This window comes from Mycobacterium sp. IDUB_37, from assembly GCF_055419245.1.
In genome coordinates this window covers 1-206 of record NZ_JBVAXG010000074.1, presented here as the reverse complement: position 1 = coordinate 206, position 206 = coordinate 1, and the positions used below count along the sequence as shown (strand labels likewise).

General features: G+C 57.8%; 1 pseudogene. It reads left to right on the top strand.

Annotation, left to right across the window (positions count from 1 at the left end):
• Positions 1–15 precede the first annotated feature (15 nt).
• A pseudogene (locus ACZY1I_RS32375) lies at positions 16–206 on the top strand (EspA/EspE family type VII secretion system effector); the annotation flags it as partial.

The following is a 206-nucleotide window of genomic DNA, read 5'->3' as shown; positions in this document are numbered from 1 at the left end:
AACGACCAAGCCGCAATGATCACTCATGTGCGATTGGGGTTGGGACTAACGAAAGATCTCCTCGCCGCAGCAATCGTTATTGAGAAAGTGCTTCGTTTCTCGCCGGCGCCGGCTGGGCCAGTGCAGGCTCGCATCTTCTCTTATGCGGTCTGCGGCCTTGGACTCAGCGTCGCAGTCGGGATGATGTCCACCGCCTTCGGCTATTC